The sequence below is a fragment of the Rathayibacter sp. AC182 genome (assembly GCF_979253875.1).
The window spans coordinates 780,833-798,272 of the sequence record NZ_CEEDEK010000005.1 but is presented as its reverse complement, the minus strand read 5'-3'; the positions used below and the strand labels follow the sequence as shown (position 1 = coordinate 798,272).

Below are 17,440 nucleotides of genomic sequence, written 5' to 3'. Positions count from 1 at the left end.
AAGACGACGCGACGCACCACCGTCAAGAGAGCCGACTGCTACCGTTGCGTAACGGAGGCGAAAACATGGCGCAATCACGATCGTCAGGGTCCAGGACCTCGACCCTGAGCGACGTCGCGAAGCTCGCGGGCGTGTCGATGGCGACCGCGTCGAAGGCGATCAGCAGGCGGAGCGTGGCACCCGCCACCCGGGTCAAGGTCATGGAGGCGGCGCGCGAGCTCTCCTTCACGCCGAACGCGCTCGCCCGGAGTCTCGTCGAGGGCCGCACCGGCACCGTCGGCATCCTCACGAACGACCTCGAGGGCCGCTTCGTCATCCCGATCCTGATGGGCGCCGAGGACGCGTTCGGCGCCGGTGCCGTCAACGTGTTCCTCTGCGACGCCCGGGGCGATGCGATCCGCGAGCAGCACCACCTCGCGGCGCTGCTCAACCGCCGGGTCGACGGGATCCTCGTCGTCGGCAGCAGCACGAACCCCCGCCCGTCGCTCGGGCACGATCTGCCGGTCCCGGTGGTCTACGTCTACGCGCCGTCCGAGGACCCGACCGACGTCTCCCTCGCCGCCGACAACTACCAGGGCGGCCGGCTCGCGACCGAGCACCTCCTCGGGCTGGGCCGGCGCAGGATCGCCCACCTCACCGGCGACCCGAGCTACCAGGCCGCGCAGGACCGCGCGCGCGGCGTCCGCGATGCGATGCGCGACGCCGATCTCGAGCTCGTGAGCGACGTGATGTTCTCCGGAGTGGTCGGAGTCGTGGGGACGCGACGGCACGGCGGTGCTGCTCGAGCGCCACGCCGACCTCGACGGCATCGTCTGCGGCTCCGACCAGATCGCCCGCGGCGCCCTCGACAGCGCTCGCGACCTCGGCCGGAAGGTGCCGGAGGACGTCGCCGTCGTCGGCTTCGACAACTGGCTCGTCCTCGCCACCAACGCGCGTCCCCAGCTGACGAGCATCGACGCCGACCTGCAGGAGCTCGGGCGCGCCGCGGCTCACCGGGTCTTCGAGGCGATCGGCGGCTCGCCCGCCGCGGGCACGGAGTACCTGCCGACGCGACTGGTGATCCGCGGCTCGACGATCGCGCGGCGCTGACGGCCGGAGGAGCGACCGCTCCTCAGCCGGCGCGCGCATCCCGGTCGAGCGCCGCGACGACCTCCGCGACCCGAGCCCGGGCGGAGGCGCCCGGACCGCGGATCGGCCGCGGCGGGCGCGTCGCGGAGGGGCGTGAGCGGGACGGCGCCGAGTCCGGTGAGCACGGTTCTCCGTTCCGGGATCGAGGGGTCCGTCGAGTCTGACCCGTGCACGGCGCGACGGGCGGGCCAGACCGCCCGGAGCGGAGGGGACCAGCCGTGGGTGCTCCCGAGGAGGAGCCGGTGTGCGGCGACCCGTCGCGGACGGCCGGGCCGCTGTCGCCGGATCTGCTTCCTGTGCGTCCCGTGTCCCCGCCTTGACGACACCGCACTGCGCGGTCTTTACTGTCGAAAGGCATTTCGCCGGTTTCGACCGAAGGGCCGTCCGCCGCCGTTCTCGCGAAGAAAGCTTTCGTGGGTCCTCGGCGCCGCCCGCCTCCTCGGCCTCCTCTTTCCCATCGATGTGAAAGCAGACCCCATGACCCTCGTCCCCTCGTCCTCCTCGAACGCCGGCCCCGGCCCCCGCCGCCGCACCGTCCTCCTCGGCGCGGCCGGCGCCGCCGGCACAGCGGCCCTCGTCGCGAACGCCGCCCCGTCGTCCGCCTTCGCACTCGGCCCCACTGCCGACCTCTCCTCCCCGGCCTTCGACTTCCGCGTCGACCGGGCCACCGGAGGCGTGTTCGTCCTCTCGGATCCGCGCGACGGCTACGGGACGAACTACGTGGCCAACCCCGACGTCCGCCCGATCTTCTCGGTCGACGACTCCCGCTGGACCGGCGACGCCGTCTTCTCGGTGCGCAAGGGCGCCGCGACCGGCGGGACCGCGATGGTCACCGGCCGCTCCGACGACATCCGCACGGTCTCGACCTCGGCCGACGCCGTCACCGTCGCCTACTCCGGCCGCGCCGCCGACGCGAACGGCATCCGCGACTTCGCCCTCACGCAGCGCTACCAGCTGACCGGCACCCAGCGCGATCGCGTCAGCTGGACGATGACGCTCCGCAACACCTCCACCGAGTCGCTCGAGTTCCTCGACATCGGCATCCCGTTCCTCATGAACGCCTGGTGGGACGGCGGCAACCAGACCGGCATCTACGAGAAGAACGTGGCCCGGCACTCCTTCCTCGGCCGCGACGGCTCGTACATCACCTGGCAGCGGCCGAACGGCGACGGCTCCACTCTCGTCCTCGTCCCGCAGGACGGCACCTCGCTCGAGTTCAAGGACAAGGCCCGCCCGGGCGAGGGGCCCTTCGCCGAGCAGGACCCGTCGTGGGAGGGGCTCGTCGAGTTCTACCTCCACTCCACGGCCGTCGTGCCCCGGCGCCGCAATCAGGCGGGGTCCTACCTGCCCTCGACCTCGCTCACGCTCGCACCGGGTCAGGAGAAGACCTACGGCTTCACCTTCCGCTGGGCCGCCGACGCGACCGACCTGCGCGACGTGCTCTTCGACTCCGGAGTCGTCGACGTCGTCTCGCTCCCCGGCATGGTCGTGCCGCAGGACACGAAGGCGACGCTCGCGCTGCGGGCCAAGGCCGGCATCACCTCCGTCGTCGGCCAGGCCGGACGGGGCGTCACCGTCGTGGCGAAGGGTGTCCGCAACGGCTACTCCCTCTACGAGATCGGACTGCCCCGGCTGGGGGCGAGCTCCGTCACCGTCACCTACGGCGGCACGAAGACCTCGGTCCTGCAGTACTACTCGATCGAGCCGATCGAGAAGCTGATCGGGATGCACGCCGCCTTCATCGCTGCCAAGCAGCAGGCGAAGACCACCCGCGGCTACAACGGCGCGTTCCTGCAGTGGGACATGAGCAACCAGAAGCTCGTCACCTGGGACGACTACCCCGGCGGCGGCTGGAAGGAGTGGATGGCGGGCGGATCGGACGACCTCGGCCACGCTCCGGCCGTCTTCCTCGCCGAGAAGAACGTGGACACCCCCGTCGCCGGCGAGATCGCGGCGGTGGACACCTACATCGACACCTTCCTCCTGAGCTACCTGCAGGGAGCGGAGGGACTCGGCCGGTCAGCTCACATACCAGGTGTACCGCTGGTACGACGGCCGCGACGGCACCCCGAACGACGAGGGCGTCTGGCGCTCCTACAACTACATCCACATCGCGAACACGTACTACGCGATGTACCGGATCGCGCAGGGGCAGCCGACGCTGACCAGGCGGTCGGCGTCCGAGTACCTCCGGCTCGCGTTCAAGACGCTCGAGGCGATGTTCACGAAGATCCCGCTGCCCAGCCCGATCGGGGACGGCGCGATCAAGCACGGGATGATGGGCGAGCACACCTACCCCGACATCATCGCCGCGCTGCGCGCCGAGGGGATGGCGGCGGACGCCGACGCGATCGAGCGCTTCCTCCTCCCCAAGCGCGACTTCTTCTTCGCCGAGAAGTACCCGTTCGGCTCCGAGATGAGCATCGACACGACCGGGTTCGAGGTCTCGTACCTGCTGGCGAAGAAGTACGGCAACCGGGCGCTCGCCGACAAGGTGCAGAAGGCCTCGCTGACCTGCCGCGGGATGCAGCCGCTCTGGTACTTCTACGGCTCCGACAACCGGCACATGGGCGAGTCGTGGTGGAACCTCGGCTACGAGTGCCAGCTCGGAGCGTGGCAGCAGCACGACTACCTCCTCACCTACGGCGACACGGCGAGCCGCGACTTCGCCGACTCGGTGCGCTCGACCAACGGCGCCTACTTCTCGGGCTGGGCGAACATCAACTCCGGTCAGATCAGCCCGCTCGCCGGCAACATCGGCGCCGCGTCGTGGATCTACCAGAGCGAGAAGGGCACCAACGAGTACGGCTTCATGCCGATCCTCGACGGCTGGTGGGCCTGGTCGGGCGAGGCGGCGCTGGGCTTCTGGGGCGGACTGCGCACCGCGACGGTGTCGGTCGTCGACGACCCGATCGTCGGCCCCTACGCGTACGGCGCTGACATGACGACGACGGCGACGGGCATCGTGCTCGTCCCGAAGGACGGCGTCCGCCGCCGGATGACGCTCTTCACCCTCGGCAAGCTCGACATCCGGATCGAGCGCGGCACCTACACCCGCGCCGAGATCCAGCAGCGCGGAGCCGACATCCGGCTCACGCTGCGCAACACCCGCGGCGCGGGCTTCGCTCCGCGGATCGACCTCGTCAACCTGCCCGCCGGGAGCTGTTCGGTGACGGTCGACGGCGGAGCCGCGGTCGCCACCGTCCGCAGCGACGGCCGCTCGCCGGTGCGGGTCGCGGTGCCGGCCACGAGCGCGGCCGCCCCGGTCGTGCGGATCGTCCGCGACGCGAACGTCGCGGCCACCGCCACCGCGGCCGCGTCCTTCACCGCGAGCTGGAACCGGGTGACCGGTCTGAACGACGGCTCCGAGCCGCAGACCTCGCGCGACGTCGTCCCCGACGACAACGCCACGACCTGGGGCGCCTACCCGCAGGTCGGGCCGCAGTGGGTGCAGTACACCTGGGGCGCCGCGACCACGGTCCGCCGCCTCGCGACGTACTTCGTCGACAACCTCGATGCCTCCGGCACGGGCATCTCGGTGCCCGCGTCGTGGAGCGCCGAGTACTGGGACGGAGCGGCGTGGCGGCCGGTGGGCTCGCCGAGCGCCTACGGCACCGCGGCGAACGGCTGGAACACGGTGACGTTCGCGCCCGTCAGCACCACGCGACTGCGCCTGCTGCTGACCGCCCGCGGCACCGTCTCGGGCAAGGGGAGCCTGGGCATCAAGGAGTGGCAGGTCTTCTAGCGAGCACTCCCCGCCCCGCGTCCGCCCATCGAGGCCGGCGCGCGGGCGGGGCTCCAGGGACCGGTTCCCTCCGTTCGGGTCGGAGGGGATCGGCCGTCCGTCGTCCCGGGGCGGGCGCCCCTGACGCACGAGTGGTCGCGCCCCGGGCCCTGCGGGGAGTCCAGTGCCCGTTCCGCGTCCACTCACGGCTCGGGCCGGCTCCGACGGGACGCGTTCCGGGCCCTGCGCCGGCCTCAGCGCCCGCTCCGCGTCCACTCGCGCGGAAGCGGGCGGGCCGTGCAGGTCCGGGGCCCGCGCGCGAGCCCGCCGCTCACTCCGCCGCTGGGCGCACCTGCAGCATCGTGAACGGAGCCGACGGGAACACGAGCTGGGTCAGCGTGCTCAGCCCGCCGCCGAGGAACACCTCGAGCACCGTCGCATCGACGACGATCCGGATCGACACGCGGTCCGCGTCCCCGCGAGGAGGCAGCGGGGCCCAGTCGACCGACGGGAACGAGGCCGCGAAGTCCACGGCTCCGCTCCGGGTCCGGTCGCAGGTGAGGACCCCCTCGTCGGCGTCGACCGTGAGGATCACCACCTCGTCCGTCGCGTCGGTGAGCAGGCGCAGCTCCGTGCGGTCACCGGGCCGGCGCGGGACGTCGACGTCGAAGACGCGCAGAGCGGAGGAGGCGGGCAGGATCGGACGCTGCGCCAGGGCGAGGCGGCCGTCGGCTCCCGCGACCAGGTCGAGCTCGCGCACGAGCGACATCGACGAGCGCCAGGAGCCGGTCGGCGTCTCGTTCGCGTAGTCCCAGTTGCTCGCCCACGCGATGGTGAGGCGGCGGTCGTCCGGGGCGTCGTTGAACGAGACGGCGGCGTAGTAGTCGCGGCCGTAGTCGAGCCAGTCGTAGTCGGCCGGGTCGTCGGAGTCGCTGATCCGGTCGGCCGTGAACCGCTCGCCGTCGAAGCGGCCGACGAAGTACTGGCTGCCGGACCCGCCCGCGATGCCGCCCGGGTTGAGGCTCACGATCATCAGCCAGCGGACCTCGTCCGTGCCGCGCACGCGCAGGGGAACAGGTCGGGGCACTCCCAGACGCCGCCGACGGCGTGCGCGGGGCCGAAGTGCGAGCGCCGGGTCCACTCCTTCAGATCGTCCGAGGTGTAGACGACGACGCGGCGGTCGACGGCCTCGACGGCCACCATCACCCAGTGGCCGTCGTCCCCGCCGAACCGGAACACCTTCGGGTCGCGGAACTCGGCCGAGCCGATGTCGAGCACCGGGTTGCCGGCGTACCGCGTCCACGTGCGCCCGTCGTCGACGCTGAAGGCGAGCGCCTGCGCCTGGGAGGCGCCCGTGCCGTCGGCACCCGGCGCACGGGCGGCGGTGTAGACCGCGACGAGGGCGGTCTCGCCCGGCCCCGCGAAGCCCGCGGTGTTGCGGACGTCGGCGACCGCGCTACCCGAGAAGGCCATCTCGCCGTCGAGGGCGGGGATCGCGACGGGCTGCTCCTCCCACGACACGAGATCGGTCGAGGTCGCGTGGCCCCACGACATGTTGCCCCAGGTGCTGCCGGTCGGGTTGTTCTGGAAGAACAGGTGGTAGACGCCGTTGTGGAAGAGCAGTCCGTTGGGGTCGTTCAGCCAGGTGTCGCGGGCGGTGAAGTGCGCGGACGGACGCCAGGCGTCGGTGGTCGTGGTGAGGGTCACAGGGGCTCCTGGGTGCGAGGGGTCGGTGCGGCCGGTCGGCGAAGCGCGGGGAGGGAGGGGAGGCGCGGACGGACGTCCGCCCGCGCCTCCGGGACTACTCGCCGCCGCTCTGGAAGCGGTCGTACGCCTCCTGGTACGTGGCCGTGACGTCCTCGACGCCCATCGACTCGAGCTGCGAGACGTAGGAGTCCCACTCGTCCTCGACGGTGCCGTTGACGATCCAGGCCGCGAACTTCTCCTTCACCAGCGTGTTGATGTCGGTGAGGGCGTACGAGACGCGGTCGAGCTCGTCGTTCGAGAGCAGCACCGGCGGGTAGGCGTCGTTCGCCTTGAACGGGAGGTAGTACTCGTTCACGAGGTCCTGGCGCTCCTTCGCGCGCGGCTCCGGAGCCACGACGGTCGCGAAGTCCTCCTCGGTGGTGATCTTCGGGCCGCCGGGGGCGACCTTCTGCCGGCGCTCGCCCTCGGCCTCTCCGGCCGCGGCGGGGATCTGCACGAGCATCCCGGAGGCGTCCTTCTCGAGCGTCGTGCCGATCGGGCCCCAGCTGGTCTGAGCGCTCATCTCGGGGTCGAAGAGGCGGTCGGCCCAGCGCATGGTGGCGGCGGGGTACTCGTTGGAGCGGGTGATGGCCATCGCCCCGCGGTTGATCTCCTGGTTGCTGGTGACGCTGGCGCGCTTCTCGCCGTCCACGCCCTCGAGCACGCCGAGCACGGCGTAGTCGCCGAGGCGGTCCTCGCCGATCATCTCCTTCGCCTCCCACCAGAAGAACGAGCCGAGGATCTCGGTGTCGGCCTTGCCCTTCGAGAGGTAGGCGACGTCGTCCTGCGAGAACGACTCCGGATCGATCAGGCCGTCGGCGTACCAGTCGGCGAGGGCCTCGACGCCCTGCTTGTAGCCGTCGGTGTCGGCGGTGAACTGCACCTCCCCGTCGACGACGATGCGGTGGTCGTTGTTCTCGGGCTGGCCGCCGAGCGCCGCGATCAGGTCGTGGGGGTTCGCGCAGAAGGAGTCGGTGCGGAACGACAGCGGCAGCTCGTCGGCCTTCCCGTTCCCGTTCGGGTCCTGCGTCGTGAACGCCTCGAGGGCCGCGCGGTACTCCTCGATCGTGGTGGGCATCGGGATGCCGAGCTTCTCGAGCCAGGCCGTGTTGATGAAGAGGAAGTTCGGGTACTGCAGGATCCCGAGCTCCTCGACCGAGGGCAGCGTGTAGATGTGCCCGTCCGAGGCGGTCAGTGCCGCGCGGATGTCGGGCCGCTCGTCGAGGATCCCCGAGAGCGTCGGCGCGTGCTCCTCGATCAGGTCCTCGAGCGGCAGGGTGCCGTTCTCGCCGTACTGCACGATCTCGGCGTCGGTGAGACCGGAGGTTGAAGAGCACGTTCGGCACGTCGTCGCTGGCGAGGAGGAGGTTCTTCTTCTCGGCGTAGACCTGCTCGGGCAGGTTCTTCCACTCGATCGCGATGTTGGTGTCCGCCTCCCACTGCTGCACGAGCTGCATGGTCGAGTACTCGGGGGCGAGCGCCGACTTCGTGCCGCCGAAGGTCAGCGACAGCTTCTCGTCGACGATCGGCAGGCCGGTCTCGTGGAAGCCGGCCTCGGCGGAGCGGTCCTCGACCGGGTCGGAGCCGCCGCCGCCCGTGCAGCCGGCGAGCAGGAGGCTCCCGGACAGGCCGAGGGCGGTGAGGGTGAGGAAACTGCGGTGTCTCATCGGTGTGATCTCTCTCGTGTGAGGGTGCGACGGGGTCGCGGGAGGGTGCTGCGGGGCAGCGGGAGGGAACGGCGGAGCCGCGGGTGGTGCAGGAGGGGAGGGGTCAGCTCTTCACGGCGCCGAGGAGGGCGCCCTTGGTGAAGTGCTTCTGCATGAAGGGCAGCACGATCAGGAGGGGGATCGTCGAGACGACGATCATTCCGTACTTGATCAGCTCGCCCAGGCGCTGCGCCGCGGCGTAGGAGTCCATCGCTCCGGAGCCGCCGGCGGACGTGACCTCGGACTGGATGAGCACGTTGCGCAGCACCAGCTGGAGCAGGTACTTGCTCTCGTCGTCGAGGTAGATGAGGGCGTCGAAGAAGGCGTTCCAGTTGGCCACGAGGTGGATCATGATCATCAGGAAGATCAGCGGCTTCGACAGCGGCAGGACGATGCTGAAGAAGAAGCGGAAGTCGCTGGCGCCGTCCATCTGCGCCGCGTCCCGCAGCTCCCCGGGCACGTTGTTCTCGAAGAACGAGCGGGCGATGATCAGGTTCCAGACGCCGACCCGCTCCCGGCAGGACCACCGCCCAGATGCTGTCGAGCAGCCCGAGATCGCGCACCACGAGGTAGCGGGCGATGAGGCCTCCGTCGATGAACATCGTGACGATGAACAGCAGGAGGAAGAAGGTCCTCCCGTAGAGGTCCTTCCTCGACAGCGCGTACGCGGCGCAGAGGATCGTCGCGACGCTGATGGCGGTGCCGACGACCGTGTAGAGGACCGAGTTGCCGAAGCCCTGCCAGATCGCCCCGTCCGAGAAGATCCGGGCGTAGCCCTCGAGCGTGAAGCCCTCGGGCCAGAGCCAGACGTTGCCGTTGAGGATCTGGGACGGCTCGCTGAACGAGGCGATGACGATGAAGTACATCGGGTAGACGATCGCGACGATCGCCAGCAGCAGGACGCCGATCGCGACTGTGTTGAAGACGGGATCCGCGAAGCGTGCGCGGGTGGGCGGGGCCGGTTGCCTGCGGGCCGTCGGTGCGGTCCGGGGGCGAGAGGGCGGGCTCGGGGCGGAGGGTCTGGGTCATGTCGTCGTCACCACAGGCTCGATTGGCCCGCCCGGCGGGCGACCTGGTTGAAGGTCGCCAGGAGGACGAGGTTGATCAGGGAGTTGAACAGGCCGATCGCGGCCGAGTAGCTGAACTGCGCTTGCTGCAGGCCGGCTTTGTAGACGTAGGTCTGGATGACCTCGGAGGTCGGCAGGTTGAGGTCGGTCTGCATGAGCAGCACCTTCTCGAAGCCGAGGTTGAAGAGGTTGCCGATGGCGAGGATGAACAGGATGGTGATCACCGGCAGGATCCCGGGGATGTCGATGTGCCGGATCCGCTGCCACTTGCTGGCGCCGTCGACCCTGGCGGCCTCGTGCAGCGCCGGATCGATCGCGGTCAGTGCGGCGAGGTAGACGATCATCGAGAAGCCGGCGTTCTGCCAGATGTCGGAGCCGATGTAGAGCGGCCGGAACCACTCCGGCGACCCCATGAAGAACACCGGCTCGCCGCCGAGCGCCACGATCGCGCTGTTCACGATGCCGGAGCGCGGCGAGAACAGCAGGTGGATCATCCCGACCACGACCACGACCGAGATGAACGACGGCGAGTAGAGCACGGTCTGCGTGAACTTCTTGAACCGCTCGCTCTGCAGCTGGTTCACGATCAGCGCCAGCACGATCGGCACCGGGAACGCGATCAGCAGGCCGAGCGCATTGACGGTCAGCGTGTTCTCGATCAGCCGCCCGAACTGGAACGACGTCACGAAGCGCGTGAAGTTGTCCAGGCCCACCCACGGGCTCCCCGAGAAGCCCAGCGACGGGTTGTAGTCGCGGAAGGCGATCTGCGCGCCGTACATCGGCCAGTACTTGAAGAGCAGCACGAAGACGACGGCGGGAGCCAGTAGTACGTATAACTGCCAGGACCGCAGGGCTCGTCGGAGATGCGAGGCCGAGGCGCTGCCTCGGACTCAGGAGGCGCCGGGGTCGGGCGACCCGGGCGGGGACTGCGTTGCCGTCATGCGCGCACCTTTGCACTCGCCACCGATCCGCGGAGGACCGGTGAGCATTCGAGGGGATGGGGTCGGGGCTCTTCGCGGTTCTCCGCGAGGAGGAGGGAGACGGCCTCCCGGGCCATGCGCTCGTAGGGCAGCGCCATGGTCGTCAGGCCGGGGTCGAGGTAGGGGGCGACCGTGTCCTGGTCGTCGAAGCCGACGATCGAGACGTCGTGGGGCACCCGCAGTCCGCGGGCCTCGAGGGTGCGGTAGGCGCCCCAGGCCGTCCGGTCGTTGCCGCAGAAGATCGCGGTGGGGGCGTCGTGCTCGTCGAGCAGCTCGGCGGTGAGCGCGAGCCCGTCCTCGACGACGCCCGTTCCGTACCGGACGAGCCGGGGGTCGGCGGCGAGTCCGGCGTCCTCGAGCGCGCGACGGTAGCCCTCGCGTCGGCCGATTCCGGCGGGGAGCGTGCTCTCGGGCGGCTGGATGTCGATGTAGCCGATCCGCTCGTGACCCGCCTCGATCAGCTGCCGGGTGGCGACGTAGCCGCCGTCCACCTCGTCCGGGAACACGCTCGAGGAAGCGACCGCCCAGCGACTGCGCGTTGGCGACGACCGTCGGGACGCCGGCGAGGGCCTCGGGGACCTCCAGGACCTGGTGGTACATCGAGGCGTAGATGACGCCGAGGACCCGGTACGACAGCATCATGTCGATCGCGGACGCCTCGAGCGCCTGCTCCCCGAAGGTGTCGACGCTCGAGGATGATGTGCCCGCTCTCCCAGGCCTGCATCTGCGCGCCCTTGAGCAGGCGCCCGGCGAACGGCGAGCTGGCGACCTCGTCCGAGACGAAGCCGACGATGCCGGACTGCCCGCTGCGCAGGGACTTCGCGAAGGCGTTCGTACGGTAGTCGAGGGCGGCGACCGCCTCCATCACCCGGGTGCGGGTGGCCTCGGTCACACGGTTGCCGGGAGCGTTGTTGAGCACGAGGGACACGGTCGCCTGCGAGACGCCGGCCCGTTCCGCCACCTGCCGCATCGTCGCCGTGCGTCGAGCCATGTCCACCTCCTCGTGGTCCCCGTTATTCGTATAACTGGACGGTACACACGACTCCGGCAGTCGTCAAGAACGGAGTTGCGGCAAGATTCTCCGAGACCGCGGCTACCCTTCAGGCACGGTGCCGACCGCCGTGCGCGTCCCGCCGACATCGTCCGCACGAGCCGTCCGGTCCGGGAGCGAGCGACCCATGGGCGAGCGAGCGAGCGGAATCCTGCTGCGCGGCGGCGTCCTGCTCTCCGTCGCCGTCGTGGTGCTCGGGATCCTCGTCTTCGCCGCTCGCTTCGAACCCTGGTCGATCCTCACGACGAACGGGGCGCTCGGTGGGGTCACGCTCGTGCTGGGCAGCTGGGTGCCGACCTGGCTGCAGATCGAGCTGGCCCTCACGGGAGCCGCGGTCCTCGCCACCCTCGTCGGCTTCTTCCTGCTGCCCGAGGAGGCTCCGCCGCCCGAGCAGGAGCCGAGGTCAGTTCCTCGCCGGGGCGGTGGGGTTCGTCCTCCGCGTCCTCGGGTTCCTCGCGCTGGTGATCGCGGTGCCGCTGACGCTCCTCGTGACCCTGCTCCAGTCCGACTCGTACCGGGTGCTGCCCGGCTCCGACTCGGCGGGCTGCCGGTACGTCGAGCGCGACTTCGCGGGATACGGCACGGACGTGGGTGCGGTGCCGCCGGGGTCGCTGGTCGTGGAGTGGCCGCCGTACACCTCCGGGTGCACGGGCGTCCCGGACGACGGAGTCGCCGGGGTCCGGGGCTCTGCGCCCGGCTGAGGGGCCGGTCCGCGTCCACTCGTGGAATCTGTGCGAGGTGAGTGGACGCCATCCGGGGTCCAGGTGGTGCCGAGGGCCTGTTCCCCGTCGTCTCGTGAAGCCGGGTGCCGTGAGTCGACGCGGACCGGGGCCTGCGAGGAGCCGGGACCCCGTTCCGCGTCCACTCGCCCGTCCGCTCCCGACCCCGCCGGAGCAGCGCGCCCGCCCTTGTCGTCGCCTCAGCGGGCGCGCCGCAGCAGGCCGACGCCCGTCACGACCTGCCACGCCGTGATCGCGTAGACGGCGATCCGCTCCCAGACCCCGTCGGGCAGGAGGTCGATGCTCGCCGAGCCGGAGTCGACTCGCAGCAGGACGAGCCCTGCGAGCCCGAGGACGCCGAGCGCGATGCTCGTGACGGCGTACCGCGGCGCGCTCCGTCGGGCCGTGACGCCCGCGAGAATCGACGCGGCGTTGCCACCGATGATCGCGAGCGCGGCGCCGAGGACGTGCAGCCCGCCGATCCCGCTCGCGGCGCTCGCCGCGCTCCCGTGCACCACGCCGATCAGAGCGCTGCCCACGGCGAAGGCGACCGCCGCACCGAGGAATGCGGGGCGGGCGCGGCCGGGGAGCGCGGCGAGCATCGCGGCGGCGAGGTAGAGCAGGCCCTGCAGCACGAAGGCCGCGTTCATCACGACGCTCAGCGGCGAGTCGATCGGTGCGGCCCTGGTAGACCTCCACGTCCGGTACCCCGAGGTCGCTGATGTAGTTCGCCGCATAGCTGTAGCCGGGGAACGCGGCCGCGGCGATCGCCTCGCCGCCGACGTAGACGGTCGCGCCGAGGAGGAACAGGACGCCGGCCGCGCGCCGAGGAGTCACAGCAGGTCCCGCAGCGCCTCGAAGGTGCGGTCGGGGTCCTCGAGGTGCAGGTCGTGGTGCAGTCCGGGAGAGCGACGGACGCTCCAGCCGAGCCGCTCCAGCGCGGCGACGAGGGCGTCCGAGATCACCGAGGGCGACTCGTCCGACAGCACGAGGGTGGACAGCACCGCCGGCGCCGCGGCGGCCAGCGGATGGAAGGCGACGTCGCGGAACACCCCGACCGCCATCCTCCGATCGAACTGCGCCCCGGCCTCCTCGACGAGAGCCCGGGCGTCGGTGCTGAGGGGGAGTCGGCGCCCCGCTGCGGCGCGCTCGGAGCACCTGCGCCACTCCGAGGCTCAGCAGCGGCACGAGCCAGAACAGTCGCCCGGCGAGGCCGGTGGTCGGCAGCGCGAGCTGGAATCCGGGGTCGAGGTAGACGGCGCGGGCCGGAGCCAGGCGCTCGACGGCGCGGACGAGGACCGGCCCGCCGAGCGAGTGCCCGACGATGCAGTGGAGCCCGGCGGGGAGGCTCTCGACCAGATCGTCGGCCATCGACTCGAGCCCGTACGACGCGGCGCGGTCGCTAGCGCCGTGCCCGCGAAGGTCGACCGTGGTGACCGTGCACCGGCCGTCCGCGAGCATCCGGTCGATCAGCGGCTGCCACGTCGCTCCGCTCGCGCCGAGCCCGTGCACGAGCCCCACCGTGATCGGCCCGGAGCCGGACGTCCTCGTCGTCAACCGCATGGGCTCATCCTCCTCCGTCCCCGCGGGAGTGGAGCGCGAGGGGACCAGCCTCAGTGCGACCCGGCGGTGAGGTCGTGCACCTCCTCGCCCGGCACCTGCGGGGCCGAGAGGCGGCGGGAAGCGCGTCCGCATCCGCCGCCTCGTGCGACCGTCCCCGCGCGCTGGATCCCGACGGCGCCGCGCGAGAGCAGGGCGCCGCGGCTCAGGCGGCCCGTCGAGCCGCGAGAGTGCGGCCGTGGTGCCCCGCACGCTCCTCGGCGACGGCTCGGAGCTCCTCCGCGATGTCCGTGAACCGGTCCAGGCTCGGATTCACTCCGACGAGGGTGAACTCGCGGGTGACGACCTCGAGGTCGAGCTCCCAGACGTCCTCGAGGATCCGGCGCATCCATCCGGTCGCGTGATCCCATCCCTCGCGGGGAGTCCCGGCGGCGTAGTTGCCGCCCTGCACGGTGACGAGCACGGCCGGCCTGCCGGCGATCGAGGGGGTCTGCCCGGGAGCCATGCGCGGGTCGGTGAGCACGAGGTCGACGTACGTCTTGAAGTGCTGCGAGACGCCGAAGTTGTACAGCGGCACCGCGAAGAGGAGCGCCTCGGCTCCCTCGAGCTCATCGGTCAGTGCGGCAGCCAGCGCTGCAGCCTCGTTCTGCGCGGAGCTCCGGGACTCGGGAGGCGTCATCGATCCCGCCACCGCGTCGGCCCACGAGGTCGACGGGAGGGGGTCGGAGCCGAGGTGGCGACGGACGATCGCGGCATCGGGGTGCGCGGCTCGCCATTCGCTCTCGACGATGTCTCCGAGAGCGCGGCTCGTCGATCCCTCGATGCGGATGCTGGCGTCCAGGCGGAACAGGGACATTCTTCTCCTTCGCAGAACTCCGCTCGTGCGATCCGAGCGTGTCCGGGCTGTCTCCCTGCCGGTGGCAGGGCGGTGAACCGCTGTGGTTACCGTCAGTAACTGTGTACGCTCTGATCCCGTTACCGCAATCGAGCCCTGTTACCCGGGGTGACCGAAGGAGGAGCGATGTCCCACGGTGATCGAGACCGGGCCCTCCAGGAACGCCTCAGCGAGTCCATGCCCTCCATGCACCAGCTCTGCTCGGGGGAGTCGCCGGAGCTGTTCCGCTCGCTGATGTCGCGCATCGGCGACAAGTGGACCCTCCTGGTCATCGGCGTCCTCGGGAGCGATCGCCTGCGCTTCACCGAGATCGCCGACACGATCCCGGGGATCTCCCGCCGGATGCTCACGGTCACTCTGCGCGCCCTCGAGCGCGACGGACTCGTCTCGCGCACCGTGTACGCGCAGGTTCCGCCCCGTGTCGAGTACGAGGTCACCGATCTCGGACGCTCCTTGCAGACCGTCGCGTTCGCCGTCGGCGACTGGGTCGGGGAGCATCAGCAGACGATCGTCGAGAACAGGCGCGGCTTCGATGCCGCCGCCGACCCCGCGGGGCGGCAGGCGGACGAGCCGGTCTCGGCGGCGCAGGGGCACTGAGCGACGGAGGAGGCGCGTCCCGCTGGATCCGTCGACGTCACGCGGGCGGCGGTGTGCTCCCGTCCGCCCAGCCCTCCAGCTCGACGACCAGCGCCATGCAGCGCAGGCGGGCGGGGGAGAAGTCGTAGGGCATCCTCCCGACGGCCTCGACCGCGCTCATCGAGCCCGCGCTCATCGAGTCCGCGCCCTCGACTCCGTCGGGATGCGCCGCGTCCCACTCGTCGAAGAGCGCCTCGTCGTCCCGGTCCTGGCCGGAGGCCTCGATCACGGCCCGCAGCACCTGCTCGAAGGCGTGCCGCTCGGCGGCGACCTGCGCCACGCGGGGGTCGTCGACGGCGACCGTGTCATCGAGTGCCTCCTCGGCGGCGTCGACGCGGTCCGACTCCTCCCGGAGACCCGGATGGGTGGCGAGGGCGAGGAAGCGCCCGGCCTGGACGGCGGCCCCGAGCGGGCCGAAGATCCGCTCGGTGACCAGCAGGGTGTCGAGGTCCGCCTGCCGGATCGAGCCCTCGGGCACGCTCTCGAGGCGGCGGATCACGAGGTCCGAGAGCAGTCCCGCCCGGCTGCCGCTGCCCCGCATGCTCTGCACGGCGGCCCTCTGCCGCTGCAGCTCCGCCTCCTGCGCGGCGAGACTGCGCTCGAGCCGCTCCAGCACCGCTCGACCCCCTCGGCCGGCGCCGCGTCGGCGAAGGCGTCGCGGATGTCATCCAGGGCGATCCCCGCCTCGGCCATCCGCCGGATCCACAGCAGCCGGATCATCTGCTCGTAGCCGTACCGGCGACGGCCGTCCGCGCCCCGCTCGGGCTCCGGGAGCAGCCCCAGCTCGTGGTAGTGCCGGATGGCCCGTGGAGTGGTGCCGACGAACGCGGCGGCGTCGCCGATCATGACCTGACGCGGCGGGATGAGGGACGGATGCATGGGGGCCTTCCTCGGGCGGATGTGAGTCCAGCGCACCACATGACGCTGCGGAAGGAGCAAGCCCGCCTCGCCGCGGCCTGCGATCGGCCGGTCGCGTTCACAACGAAGGAAGGATGCCCGACGCCGCCCGTGGACACGCGTCCCCGACGCTCGCCCGCGGCATCCTTCCTTCGTTGTGAACAGCGTCAGACGGCCGTCATCCGCGACCCGTCCGCAGCGCTCTGCTCCACCGCGTCGAGCACCCGCTGCACCTGCAGGGCGTCGGCGAACGACGGAGTCGGCGCGCGCCCCTCCGCGATCGCCGTCACCAGGTCGACGACCTGGTGGGTGAAGACGTGCTCGTAGCCCAGGCCGTGGCCGGTCGGCCACCAGTGGCCGACGTAGGGGTGCGACGGGTCCGTCACCTGGATGCGGCGGAAGCCCTGCGCGTCGTCGGGGTCGGTGCCGTCGAAGAACTCGAGCTCGTTCATCCGCTCGAAGTCGAAGGCGATCGAGCCGCGCTCGCCGTTGATCTCGATGCGGTTGGCGTTGCGGCGGCCCAGCGCCAGGCGCGTCGCCTCGAAGACGCCGAGCGCACCGCCGCTGAGGTTCGCCGTGAACGCGACCGCGTCGTCGACCGTGACGGGGCCGCGCTCGGCGTCCGCCGAGGCCTTCCCGCCCAGACCGGCCTGCGTCGCCAGCACCGGCCGCTCCGTCACGAAGGTGCGCAGCACGGCCGAGACGGAGTCGATGCTCTGCCCGGTCAGCCACTGCGCCGTGTCGATGCTGTGCGCCGCGATGTCGCCGAGCGTGCCCGAGCCCGCCTTCGAGCGGTCGAGCCGCCAGGTCAGCGGGGCCTCGGAGTCGCTCAGCCAGTCCTGCAGGTACTGCGCCCGCACGTGCCGGATCTCGCCGAGGCGGCCGTCCTCGACGAAGCGCTTCGCCAGCGCGAGCGCGGGGGTGCGCCGGTAGCTGAAGCCGCAGGTCGCGGTGCCGCTCGCGAGGGACGCCGCCGCGGTCATCCGCTCGGCCTCCTCGACGGAGCGCGCGAGCGGCTTCTCGCAGAGCACGTGCTTGCCGGCCTCGAGCGCGGCGATCGCGATCTCGGCGTGCTGGTCGCCCGGGGTGACGATGTCGACGAGGTCGATGTCGTCGCGCGCGATGACCGCGCGCCAGTCGGTCGACCACTCGTCGGCGCCGAACTCGGCGGCGGCGGCCCGCGTCCGGCCCTCGTCGCGGCCCGCGACCACGACGAGGCGCGGCTCGAGGGCGAGCGGGAAGAAGCGGTGCGCCGTGCGCCAGGCATGAGCGTGCGCGCGCCCCATGAAGGCGTGGCCGATCAGGGCGACGCGCGGCTCCCCCGTCACGAC

Annotated in this window: 19 protein-coding genes and 2 pseudogenes; 6 read left to right on the top strand and 15 right to left on the bottom strand. The window is 71.3% G+C overall.

Translation table 11 applies throughout. The annotated features are described in order from the left end of the window. Nucleotides 1-137 precede the first annotated feature (137 nt). From AC0CII_RS14955 to AC0CII_RS14945, 3 genes and pseudogenes are all read left to right on the top strand, one after another. Complete coding sequence (locus AC0CII_RS14955) at nt 138-1,292, top strand: LacI family DNA-binding transcriptional regulator (protein ID WP_465230935.1); 1,155 nt, start codon at nt 138-140, stop codon at nt 1,290-1,292. Between the two features lie 313 nt (nt 1,293-1,605). Next, a pseudogene (locus AC0CII_RS14950) lies at nt 1,606-3,126 on the top strand (DUF5695 domain-containing protein); the annotation flags it as partial. A 133-nt stretch (nt 3,127-3,259) separates the two neighbouring features. Beyond that, nucleotides 3,260-4,873, top strand: a complete 1,614-nt coding sequence (locus tag AC0CII_RS14945) for a DUF5695 domain-containing protein (RefSeq protein WP_465229912.1) — start codon at nt 3,260-3,262, stop codon at nt 4,871-4,873. A 310-nt stretch (nt 4,874-5,183) separates the two neighbouring features. Here AC0CII_RS14945 and AC0CII_RS14940 read toward each other — a convergent pair whose 3' ends face one another. The 8 genes from AC0CII_RS14940 to AC0CII_RS14905 form a co-directional block, all read right to left on the bottom strand. After that, on the bottom strand, nt 5,184-5,885 hold the full coding sequence (locus AC0CII_RS14940; protein WP_465229911.1) for a GH32 C-terminal domain-containing protein: 702 nt from the start codon (nt 5,883-5,885) through the stop codon (nt 5,184-5,186). Next, on the bottom strand, nt 5,885-6,559 hold the full coding sequence (locus tag AC0CII_RS14935) for a glycoside hydrolase family 32 protein (protein WP_465229910.1): 675 nt from the start codon (nt 6,557-6,559) through the stop codon (nt 5,885-5,887). Before AC0CII_RS14935 ends, AC0CII_RS14940 begins: the two co-directional genes overlap by 1 nt. 94 nt (nt 6,560-6,653) lie before the next feature. After that, complete coding sequence (locus AC0CII_RS14930) at nt 6,654-7,898, bottom strand: type 2 periplasmic-binding domain-containing protein (RefSeq protein ID WP_465229909.1); 1,245 nt, start codon at nt 7,896-7,898, stop codon at nt 6,654-6,656. 470 nt (nt 7,899-8,368) lie between these two features. Then, entirely contained in the window at nt 8,369-8,764 is a 396-nt protein-coding gene (locus AC0CII_RS14925) for an ABC transporter permease subunit (protein ID WP_465229908.1), read from the bottom strand. 29 nt (nt 8,765-8,793) lie between these two features. Continuing rightward, complete coding sequence (locus tag AC0CII_RS14920; protein ID WP_465229907.1) at nt 8,794-9,333, bottom strand: hypothetical protein; 540 nt, start codon at nt 9,331-9,333, stop codon at nt 8,794-8,796. A 7-nt stretch (nt 9,334-9,340) separates the two neighbouring features. Then, entirely contained in the window at nt 9,341-10,174 is an 834-nt protein-coding gene (locus AC0CII_RS14915; protein ID WP_465229906.1) for an ABC transporter permease, read from the bottom strand. Between the two features lie 134 nt (nt 10,175-10,308). Next, nucleotides 10,309-10,857 carry a substrate-binding domain-containing protein gene (locus AC0CII_RS14910; protein WP_465229905.1) on the bottom strand — a complete coding sequence of 183 codons (549 nt, stop codon included), beginning with the start codon at nt 10,855-10,857 and terminating at the stop codon, nt 10,309-10,311. Continuing rightward, entirely contained in the window at nt 10,809-11,342 is a 534-nt protein-coding gene (locus AC0CII_RS14905) for a LacI family DNA-binding transcriptional regulator (protein ID WP_465229904.1), read from the bottom strand. The genes AC0CII_RS14910 and AC0CII_RS14905 overlap by 49 nt, the downstream gene beginning before the upstream one ends. A 320-nt stretch (nt 11,343-11,662) precedes the next feature. Between AC0CII_RS14905 and AC0CII_RS14900 the strand changes: the two genes are divergently transcribed. Further along, nucleotides 11,663-12,103 carry a hypothetical protein gene (locus tag AC0CII_RS14900; RefSeq protein WP_465229903.1) on the top strand — a complete coding sequence of 147 codons (441 nt, stop codon included), beginning with the start codon at nt 11,663-11,665 and terminating at the stop codon, nt 12,101-12,103. Nucleotides 12,104-12,321: 218 nt separating this feature from the next. Here the strand turns inward: AC0CII_RS14900 and AC0CII_RS14895 are convergent, their stop codons facing one another. From AC0CII_RS14895 to AC0CII_RS14885, 3 genes and pseudogenes are all read right to left on the bottom strand, one after another. Further along, entirely contained in the window at nt 12,322-12,771 is a 450-nt protein-coding gene (locus tag AC0CII_RS14895) for a DUF998 domain-containing protein (protein WP_465230934.1), read from the bottom strand. Between the two features lie 183 nt (nt 12,772-12,954). Then, the gene (locus tag AC0CII_RS14890) at nt 12,955-13,185 is read right to left on the bottom strand and encodes a type II toxin-antitoxin system HicA family toxin (protein WP_465229902.1); all 231 of its coding nucleotides are present in this window, start codon (nt 13,183-13,185) and stop codon (nt 12,955-12,957) included. A gap of 271 nt (nt 13,186-13,456) precedes the next feature. Beyond that, a pseudogene (locus tag AC0CII_RS14885) lies at nt 13,457-13,582 on the bottom strand (alpha/beta fold hydrolase); the annotation flags it as partial. Here AC0CII_RS14885 and AC0CII_RS14880 point away from each other — a divergent pair. Beyond that, nucleotides 13,551-13,754 carry a hypothetical protein gene (locus AC0CII_RS14880; RefSeq protein ID WP_465228153.1) on the top strand — a complete coding sequence of 68 codons (204 nt, stop codon included), beginning with the start codon at nt 13,551-13,553 and terminating at the stop codon, nt 13,752-13,754. The pseudogene AC0CII_RS14885 and the gene AC0CII_RS14880 overlap by 32 nt on opposite strands. A gap of 132 nt (nt 13,755-13,886) precedes the next feature. On the opposite strand, the gene AC0CII_RS14875 is transcribed toward AC0CII_RS14880, so the two are convergent. After that, nucleotides 13,887-14,537 (bottom strand): FMN-dependent NADH-azoreductase, encoded by a 651-nt coding sequence (locus AC0CII_RS14875; RefSeq protein WP_207404090.1) that lies wholly within the window; start codon nt 14,535-14,537, stop codon nt 13,887-13,889. A 216-nt stretch (nt 14,538-14,753) separates the two neighbouring features. On the opposite strand from AC0CII_RS14875, the gene AC0CII_RS14870 reads away from it, so the two are divergent. Beyond that, nucleotides 14,754-15,173, top strand: coding sequence for a winged helix-turn-helix transcriptional regulator (locus tag AC0CII_RS14870; RefSeq protein WP_207404092.1), 420 nt, complete (start codon nt 14,754-14,756; stop codon nt 15,171-15,173). 37 nt (nt 15,174-15,210) lie between these two features. Here AC0CII_RS14870 and AC0CII_RS14865 read toward each other — a convergent pair whose 3' ends face one another. From AC0CII_RS14865 to AC0CII_RS14855, 3 genes are all read right to left on the bottom strand, one after another. Next, nucleotides 15,211-15,753, bottom strand: coding sequence for a hypothetical protein (locus AC0CII_RS14865; protein ID WP_465229901.1), 543 nt, complete (start codon nt 15,751-15,753; stop codon nt 15,211-15,213). Beyond that, the gene (locus AC0CII_RS14860) at nt 15,708-16,091 is read right to left on the bottom strand and encodes a MerR family transcriptional regulator (RefSeq protein ID WP_465227240.1); all 384 of its coding nucleotides are present in this window, start codon (nt 16,089-16,091) and stop codon (nt 15,708-15,710) included. The genes AC0CII_RS14865 and AC0CII_RS14860 overlap by 46 nt, the downstream gene beginning before the upstream one ends. Nucleotides 16,092-16,276: 185 nt before the next feature. Further along, a complete protein-coding gene (locus tag AC0CII_RS14855) occupies nt 16,277-17,437 on the bottom strand; it encodes a Gfo/Idh/MocA family protein (protein WP_465230933.1) in 1,161 nt (386 codons plus the stop codon). Nucleotides 17,438-17,440 lie beyond the last annotated feature (3 nt).

Bases quoted from the DNA above. Each gene is read 5' to 3' on its own strand.
- AC0CII_RS14955 (WP_465230935.1), top strand. From the start codon at position 138: ATGGCGACCGCGTCGAAGGCGATCAGCAGGCGGAGCGTGGCACCCGCC.
- AC0CII_RS14945 (WP_465229912.1), top strand. From the start codon at position 3,260: ATGTACCGGATCGCGCAGGGGCAGCCGACGCTGACCAGGCGGTCGGCG.
- AC0CII_RS14940 (WP_465229911.1), bottom strand. From the start codon at position 5,885: ATGATCGTGAGCCTCAACCCGGGCGGCATCGCGGGCGGGTCCGGCAGC.
- AC0CII_RS14920 (WP_465229907.1), bottom strand. From the start codon at position 9,333: ATGACCCAGACCCTCCGCCCCGAGCCCGCCCTCTCGCCCCCGGACCGC.
- AC0CII_RS14905 (WP_465229904.1), bottom strand. From the start codon at position 11,342: ATGGCTCGACGCACGGCGACGATGCGGCAGGTGGCGGAACGGGCCGGC.
- AC0CII_RS14895 (WP_465230934.1), bottom strand. From the start codon at position 12,771: ATGAACGCGGCCTTCGTGCTGCAGGGCCTGCTCTACCTCGCCGCCGCG.
- AC0CII_RS14890 (WP_465229902.1), bottom strand. From the start codon at position 13,185: ATGGCGGTCGGGGTGTTCCGCGACGTCGCCTTCCATCCGCTGGCCGCC.
- AC0CII_RS14875 (WP_207404090.1), bottom strand. From the start codon at position 14,537: ATGTCCCTGTTCCGCCTGGACGCCAGCATCCGCATCGAGGGATCGACG.
- AC0CII_RS14870 (WP_207404092.1), top strand. From the start codon at position 14,754: ATGCCCTCCATGCACCAGCTCTGCTCGGGGGAGTCGCCGGAGCTGTTC.
- AC0CII_RS14865 (WP_465229901.1), bottom strand. From the start codon at position 15,753: ATGCGGGGCAGCGGCAGCCGGGCGGGACTGCTCTCGGACCTCGTGATC.
- AC0CII_RS14860 (WP_465227240.1), bottom strand. From the start codon at position 16,091: ATGCATCCGTCCCTCATCCCGCCGCGTCAGGTCATGATCGGCGACGCC.